6 protein-coding genes are annotated in these 7,306 nt (G+C 60.7%); 4 read left to right on the forward strand and 2 right to left on the reverse strand.

Annotation, left to right across the window (positions count from 1 at the left end):
- Both AAC126_RS20925 and AAC126_RS20930 read right to left on the reverse strand, forming a co-directional pair.
- Positions 1 to 1,492, reverse strand: a 1,492-nt coding sequence (locus AAC126_RS20925) for a GMC family oxidoreductase N-terminal domain-containing protein (protein ID WP_339857189.1), incomplete at its 3' end; no start/stop codon positions are given.
- A gap of 3 nt (positions 1,493 to 1,495) precedes the next feature.
- Positions 1,496 to 3,019 carry a PLP-dependent aminotransferase family protein gene (locus tag AAC126_RS20930; protein WP_339857191.1) on the reverse strand — a complete coding sequence of 508 codons (1,524 nt, stop codon included), beginning with the start codon at positions 3,017 to 3,019 and terminating at the stop codon, positions 1,496 to 1,498.
- A 175-nt stretch (positions 3,020 to 3,194) separates the two neighbouring features.
- On the opposite strand from AAC126_RS20930, the gene AAC126_RS20935 reads away from it, so the two are divergent.
- From AAC126_RS20935 to AAC126_RS20950, 4 genes are all read left to right on the forward strand, one after another.
- On the forward strand, positions 3,195 to 4,298 hold the full coding sequence (locus tag AAC126_RS20935) for a mandelate racemase/muconate lactonizing enzyme family protein (RefSeq protein WP_339857193.1): 1,104 nt from the start codon (positions 3,195 to 3,197) through the stop codon (positions 4,296 to 4,298).
- 17 nt (positions 4,299 to 4,315) lie between these two features.
- The gene (locus AAC126_RS20940; protein WP_339857195.1) at positions 4,316 to 5,614 is read left to right on the forward strand and encodes an FAD-binding oxidoreductase; all 1,299 of its coding nucleotides are present in this window, start codon (positions 4,316 to 4,318) and stop codon (positions 5,612 to 5,614) included.
- 189 nt (positions 5,615 to 5,803) lie between these two features.
- Complete coding sequence (locus AAC126_RS20945; RefSeq protein ID WP_339857197.1) at positions 5,804 to 6,874, forward strand: ABC transporter substrate-binding protein; 1,071 nt, start codon at positions 5,804 to 5,806, stop codon at positions 6,872 to 6,874.
- A gap of 101 nt (positions 6,875 to 6,975) precedes the next feature.
- Positions 6,976 to 7,306, forward strand: a 331-nt coding sequence (locus AAC126_RS20950) for an ABC transporter ATP-binding protein (protein WP_339857199.1), incomplete at its 3' end; no start/stop codon positions are given.

The following is a 7,306-nucleotide window of genomic DNA, read 5'->3' on the forward strand; positions in this document are numbered from 1 at the left end:
ACACTTTCAGGCTCGGATCGACGACACAGGTCTGTGCGTCGGAACCCATCATGCAGGTGCTGCATGGATGGAAGACACTGCCGCCCTTGGTCCGGATGTAGTCGAGCATCTCCTCGTCGCTGTCGACATCGGGGCCGGGGAAGAGTTCTTCCTGCACGATGTCCTTCATGGTCGGCGTGCTGGTAAGCTGGCGCAGGAATTTCAGCCCTTCCAGATTGTCCTGCAGGTCGTGCTCGGTGGCCAGATAGTTGGGCTGAATTTCAGGCGCGGCCTCCGGATCGGCGGAACGAAGACGCAGATAGCCCCGGCTGGTCGGGCGGCAGGGGGAAATGCTCAGGATGAAACCGGCAAAGGGGTCCGGGTGCATCAGGGCGCGTTTGCCCGGCGGGCCCTTCAGATAGCTCAGCGGCGAGAAATAAAGCTGCATGTTTGGCCGCTCAAGGTCCGGGCGGGTTTTGAAGAAACCGCCGCCCTGATTGAGGCTGAGGGACATCGGCCCGCGCCGCGCCGTGACATATTGCAATCCGGCCCAGAGTTTCCCCCACCATGGCGTCAATGTGTTGTTGAGCGTCGGCAGCCTGGATTTCAGCGTCTGGTCGACGATGTAGTGATCCTGCATGTTCCGGCCGACACCGGGCCGGTCAACCAGCACGTCGATCCCGGCTGCCTTCAAATCCTCCGCCGGGCCGATACCGGAGCGCATCAGTAGCAGAGGGCTGCCGACCGCGCCGGCGGCGACAATTACCTCGGCTTTCGCATGTGCGCGTTTCAGCTTCCCACGGCATCTGTATGCGACGCCGGTCGCGCGGGTTCCGTCAAACAGCAGGCGCTCTGCCATGGCATGCTTCTCGACCCGCAGATTGGGCCGGCGCCGTGCGGGCCAGAGATAGGCGCGGGCGGCGGACATGCGCAGGCCGTCCCGGGTCGTGACGTGATAGGCGCCGACGCCTTCCTGGCTGGCACCGTTGAAGTCATCGTTGCGTGGCAGGCCGGCTTCCTCTCCGGCCTTGATATAGGCCTCGCAGAGTGGATGAAGCTCGTCTTTCGGGGCGGTGACATGAACCGGACCGGAGCCGCCATGCCAGGCGCTCTCGCCCCATTCGTGGCTTTCCATCCGTCGATAGACAGGCAGGATGTCATCCCAGCCCCAGCCGGGGTTGCCCGCATCGCGCCAGTCGTTGAAATCCCCGGCCTGACCGCGAACATAAACCATCGCGTTGATCGAGCTTGAACCGCCAAGCACCTTGCCGCGGGGCCAGTAGCTCGGGCGGCCTCCGGCCGTTGGAACCGGTTCTGTCATGTACATCCAGTTCACCGACGGGTCATAGAATGACTTGCCGTAGCCGATTGGCACCTGGACCCAGAACCGCCGGTCGTCGCCACCCGCTTCCAGCAGCAGCACCCGGTGCTGTCCGTTCTCGCTGAGGCGCCCGGCAAGCGCACATCCTGCCGACCCGGCGCCGACGATGATGTAGTCAAACTGATCTTCCAACTCTCAAACCCTTACTGTCTTCGCCTTCCGGCTGCCGCGGAACGCATTGTCGAGAACATCCGCCAGGACCCTGGATCCGGCTTCGATATCACTTGTTGGAACCCCGCTGAAACCAAGCACAAGGCCGTTGAGGGTGAGGGGGGCTATGGCATAGCGCCTGAAGGGTGTCACCGTTATGCCGGCCTTGTCTGCCGCGTCCGCGACCAAACTTTCGTCAAGCTCGTCAGGCAGGTGGGCAATTGTGTGCAGACCGGTATCGGTTGGCTTCAGTTTCAGCAATCCGTTGAGCTCCCGGTCCGCACAGGCTTTCAGCACCTGATAGCGCTCCGTATAGACCCGCCGCATCCGCCGGAGATGGGTCGCGAAATGGCCTTCGTCCATGAAGCCCGCGACGATTGCCTGCTGGTTCAGCGGCGCGCTGGGCAGATAGGCGGAGAACATCCGCTCGAGCCGCTCGACGAAGGCCGGGGGCACCAGCATGTAGCCGAGGCGGAGTGCGGGAAACAATGTCTTGCTGAAAGTGCCAACATAGAACACGCGGTCGGCATGGTCGATGCTCTTCAGGGTCGGGATAGGATGGTCGCCGTAATAGAATTCGCCGTCATAATCATCCTCGATGATCCAGGCGTCGGCGGCACCGGCGGCTTCAAGCAGGGCAAAGCGGCGCTCCAGGCTCATGGTCACGCCGAGGGGCTGCTGGTGCAGTGGGGTCGCGAAGGCGAGCCGGAAGTCGGGCGCCCGCCGCAACCCTTCGGATACCATCAGGCCCTGATCGTCTATCGGCAGCGGGACCATCTCTCCGCCTGCCGCCAGCAGTGCGTTGTAGGCCCCGATTGCGCCCGGATTCTCGAACCAGACCTTGTCCCCCCGGTTCAGCAGCATCGAGCCGATGATGTGGAAGGCGTGCTGGGCGCCGTTGGTGATGAAGATCTGCCTGTCCTGGCAATTGATCCCCTGATTGGCCCGCAGATGCGCGGCGATGGCGCGGCGAAGCGGCGGGAAACCGGAGGCGTTGCCATAGCCGAGAACCACGTCGCGCTGCTCGCGCCAGTGCTTGTTGGACTGCCGGGTCCATTGCGCGATCGGAAACATATCCACGGCGGGCAAGGCTGTCGTAAACGCCCGGATGGTGTGAGGCAGGCGTTCCACGAATTCGGAGCCGACGGGAGGCGGGGACGGAAAGCTGTTGTTGGTCTCAGCCGCCAGCGTGCCGTTCGCGGCTTTGGGAAGGGCATCCTCTTCCTCATTGCCTATCCGGACCGATTGACTGACATAGGTGCCGGCTCCTGTGCGGCCTTCCAGAAGGCCTTCGGCGGTCAGGCGCTCGAAGACATCGACCATCGTGGTGCGTGAAACACCAAGGTCGCTGGCAAGGGTCCGGGTGGCGGGCAGCCGGTCTCCCGCCCTGAGGCCTCCCGTGAGGATGATGTCCCGGATGGAGGAGACGATTTGCGTTGCCAGCAGGCGTGACGAGGCATGGTCGATGCGGATTGCGCTGAGCAGGGCGCCGGCGGCTCGTTTCACCATTACTGATCTTTCAACCGCGCAGCGGATATTTGGCCATGTCGCGAAAAATTGGTTTGGCGAAATGTCGATAATGGACCTTAAATTCCATCCAAATAGGTCGTCAAGATGAGTCATCATTCAGTCTCCGGCGGGCTGCTAATTTCCGCTTTTGATCCAAACGCATGGGAAACCACGGATGAAAATCACGAAGATCGAGACCTTCAGCACGGAGTTTGTTGGTTTCGTAAAGGTAACCACCGAAGACGGCAGCGAGGGATGGGGGCAGGTCTCGACCTATAATTCCGATATTTCCTCCCTTGTGCTGCATCGGCAGGTGGCACCGTATGCGCTCGGATGGGATGCGTTCGATCTGAACGGGCTGGTCGATATCATTCCGGAGAAGGAGCACAAGTTTCCCGGCGCCTATCTCCGGCGGGCGATTGGCGGCGTCGATACGGCGCTCTGGGATCTTTATGGCAAGCGCGAAGGCAAGACGGTTTGCGAGTTGCTCGGCGGCACACCACGGCCGCTTCGGGTTTACGCGTCCAGCATGCGGCGCGATATCACTCCGGCGGATGAAGTCGAGCGCCTGAAAAGGCTTCAGGACGAATGCGGCTACGACGCCTTCAAGATCAGGGTCGGCAGCGAATACGGCCACGATGTCGATGAATGGCCCGGGCGGACTGAAGAGATTATCACGGCGATGAGTGCGGCCTTCGGCGGCAAGGCAACCTTGCTGGCCGACGCCAATAGCTGTTTCACGCCAAAACGTGCGATCGAGGTCGGCCGGATGCTTGAGGATAACGGGTTCTCGCACTTCGAGGAGCCATGCCCCTATTGGGAGCTCGACTGGACGAAGGAAGTCACGGACGCGCTCGATATCGACGTGACCGGCGGCGAGCAGGATTGCGACCTGGCGACCTGGCGCCGGATGGCGTCTATGGGAGCGGTTGACGTGCTGCAACCCGACATCTGCTATCTCGGCGGCATCACCCGGACCATGCGGGTGGCCGAGCTGGCGAAGCGGTACGAGATGGCCTGCACGCCGCATTCGGCGAATCTCTCCCTTGTCACCGCCTTCACGCTGCATTTGATGGGCGCGATCGAGGCGGCGGGGCCCTATGTCGAGTTCGCCATCGAAGGGCTCGATTACTATCCGTGGCAGAAAGACCTTTATGACCCGTTCCCGATAGCCAGGGACGGCAAGGTTCAAATACCCTCAGAGCCGGGCTGGGGCATTCAGATCAGACGCGAGTGGCTGGAAAACGCGCAGTATCAGTGCAGCGAGCTCGACAGCTGAAACGCGGATAATGAATCATGCAGAGCGACATCTTTACCGAGGACTTCAAGACCGAGCCTTATTGGTGGGAGAAATCCCCGAGACCCGATATCAAGGCCCCGGTCGTACCGGAGAACATTGATGTCGCTATTGTCGGGGCTGGCTATACGGGCCTCTCTGCCGCGCTGGTGCTGGCAAGGGCAGGGCGTTCTGTTCTGATCTTCGATGCCGAGGACGCCGGCTGGGGCTGCAGCACGCGCAATGGCGGGCAGATCAGCCGGTCGATCAAGCCGGGATATGAACAGCTCACCCGGCGCTACGGCGCAAACACGGCATTCGAAATTCTCCGGGAGGGCACACGGGCGCAGGAATGGGTCGCGGACTTCGTCGCGTCCGAAAATATCCCGTGTGACTTTGCGATCCCCGGAAAATTTACCGGCGCGCACAACCCGGCCCAGTTCGAAGCCATGGCCCGGGCGGCTGCGAATCAGCCCGAGGGCCTGGAAGAGCCGCTTCAGGTAATTCCACGGGCGGAGCAGCACAGGGAATTGGGAACGGACGCTTATTACGGCGGAATTGTAAATACGAGCACGGCCTCTCTGGACCCGGGAATGTTCCATCAGGGGCTGCTGGAACGGGTACGCGAGGCTGGCGTGACGATCGTGACGCATTGCCCGGTGACCGGAATTGAAGAGACCGCGCCCGGGTTTCGGGTGACGTATCCCGGCGGAGCCATTCGAGCCCGTAATGTCCTTGTTGCGACGAACGGGTATACCGGTCCGGAATCGGGCTGGCAGCGCCGGCGGGTTATTCCGATCGGCAGTTACATCATCGCGACCGAGGCTCTGCCGAAGGACCTGATGGACCGGATCATGCCGACGGACCGGATGCTCGGCGACAGCCGGAAGGTGGTTTATTATTACCGCCCGTCTCCTGACCGCAGCCGGATTCTGTTCGGTGGGCGTGTGTCCAGCAGCGAAACGGATCCGGTTAAAAGCGCGCCATTGCTGCGCCAGGAACTGGCCCGTCTTTTCCCCGAATTGTCCGGTGTCCGGGTCAGTCATTCCTGGATGGGGTTCGTTGCCTACACCTTCGACACGCTGGCGCATGTCGGCTGTCACGAAAACATCCACTATGCGATGGGATACTGCGGTTCTGGAGTTTCCATGTCGGGATATCTCGGGATGCGCGTGGCGCAGCAGATGCTCGGACTCAAGGAAGGGCGTACGGAATTTGACGGAATCAGTTTCCCGACACGTCCGCTCTATACGGGGAGGCCGTGGTTTCTTTCGGCGTCCGTGGCGTTTTACCGGTGGCGCGATGGCTTCAACCGGTAAACGGGGAATGGGTTTGGATAAGATTTTTGGATAAAATTGGTTTGATGTTTTATCGAGAATGGACCTGTTCTGAAGTCCAATTGAGGCCTTCAATTTCCGACAGTGGGCAGGATTGGGACCAATCCGGGACCGGGCAGGGATGCCCGGTTTTGAAAAAGACCCAAAAATTGAACAGCGGAGAACGTTCTTATGATGAAGAAGACCGAATTCTCGCGTCGCAGTTTGCTGGCGGTTGCCGCTGGTGCGATGGTGATGTCCATGACCGCAATGCCCGCCCTGGCGGACGGCACGGTGACTGTTGCCTCCTGGGGGGGCTCCTATCAGAACGCGCAAAGCCTCGCGTTGTTTCAGCCGGCGGCGAAAGCCATGGGTATCACCGTGAAGGAAGAGACCTACGGCGGCATGTCCGACGTGCGTCTGAAAGTGAAGGCCGGGGCCGTTGCCTGGGACATCGTCTCCAGCGGCTCGGGAAGTGCCGCGCGCGCTGGGGCTGAAGGCCTGCTCGAGAAGCTGGACTACAGCGTCATCGACGTTTCGACCTTCTATCCGGGTCTCTATACCGATTACTGCATCGGCAGCGACGTGTTCTCGACCGTGATGGCATACAACACGGCCACCTACGGCGAGAATGGACCGAAGAGCTGGGCCGATTTCTGGGACGTGAAGAAATTCCCGGGCAAGCGGGCCTACCGCAACAAGATCGCCGGTGCGCTTGAGCCGGCATTGATGGCGGACGGTGTCGCGCCGGAAGATGTCTACAAGGTTCTGGATTCCGAGGAAGGCATCAAGCGCGCCCTCGACAAGATCCGTGAGCTGAAGCCGGAAATCGCTGTCTGGTGGAAGTCCGGTGCCCAGCACGCGCAGCTGATGAAGGACGGTGAGGTCGATATGACCACCGGCTGGAACGGCCGCTTCGACGTGGCCAAGAAGGACGGTGCGAAAGTCGCCTATACCTTCAATCAGGGCCTGCTGGACTATGATTGCTTCGCCATCCCGAAGGGGGCGCCGAACAAGGACCTCGCCATGAAATTCGTGGCCGAGATGAGCAAGGCGGAAATTCAGGCAAACCTGCCTGAACACATCACCTATGGCCCGACCAACAAGAAGGCCTACGAGATCGGCAAGATCGATGAAAAGATGGCCCTGATGATGCCGTCTCATCCGGACAATGCCGCGATGCAGCTGCCGATCAGCCTCGCCTGGTACGAGAAGTGGGAGCAGAAGGCCGCTGCCATGTATCAGGATATGCTGACCGAATAACGTCAGACCTGCTTGAGGGACGCGGACGGCGGCTTTTCGCCGTCCCGTCGCCGGCTTTGTCCGGCTGTGTTATCAATCCAGCAAAAATCGGTGAATTTGGCATGTCGAAGCAACACGCGCTTCCGATCTCTATTTCCGGTCTGACAAAGGTTTACGGTGATATTTTCGCCCTGAACGATGTTGATCTGGAGGTTAAGAGCGGCGAATTCCTGACGCTGCTGGGGCCGTCCGGCTCCGGCAAGACCACATTGCTGATGGCGCTGGCGGGATTCACCCGCCCGGATTACGGCAGTATCCGGTTCGGCGAAGATGAAATTATCGACATGCCGCCGCATAAACGCGGCGTGGGCATGGTGTTTCAGAATTACGCCCTGTTCCCGCACATGACCGTCGCCGCGAATGTCGGCTACCCGCTGAAGCTCCGGAAAACAT

The sequence above is a fragment of the uncultured Nisaea sp. genome, assembly GCF_963974195.1.
In the GTDB taxonomy this organism is placed as follows: Bacteria; Pseudomonadota; Alphaproteobacteria; order Thalassobaculales; family Thalassobaculaceae; genus Nisaea.

Excerpts from the sequence above, each read along its gene's own strand:
- AAC126_RS20930 (WP_339857191.1), bottom strand. The coding sequence starts at position 3,019 with ATGGTGAAACGAGCCGCCGGCGCCCTGCTCAGCGCAATCCGCATCGAC.
- AAC126_RS20935 (WP_339857193.1), top strand. The coding sequence starts at position 3,195 with ATGAAAATCACGAAGATCGAGACCTTCAGCACGGAGTTTGTTGGTTTC.
- AAC126_RS20940 (WP_339857195.1), top strand. The coding sequence starts at position 4,316 with ATGCAGAGCGACATCTTTACCGAGGACTTCAAGACCGAGCCTTATTGG.
- AAC126_RS20945 (WP_339857197.1), top strand. The coding sequence starts at position 5,804 with ATGATGAAGAAGACCGAATTCTCGCGTCGCAGTTTGCTGGCGGTTGCC.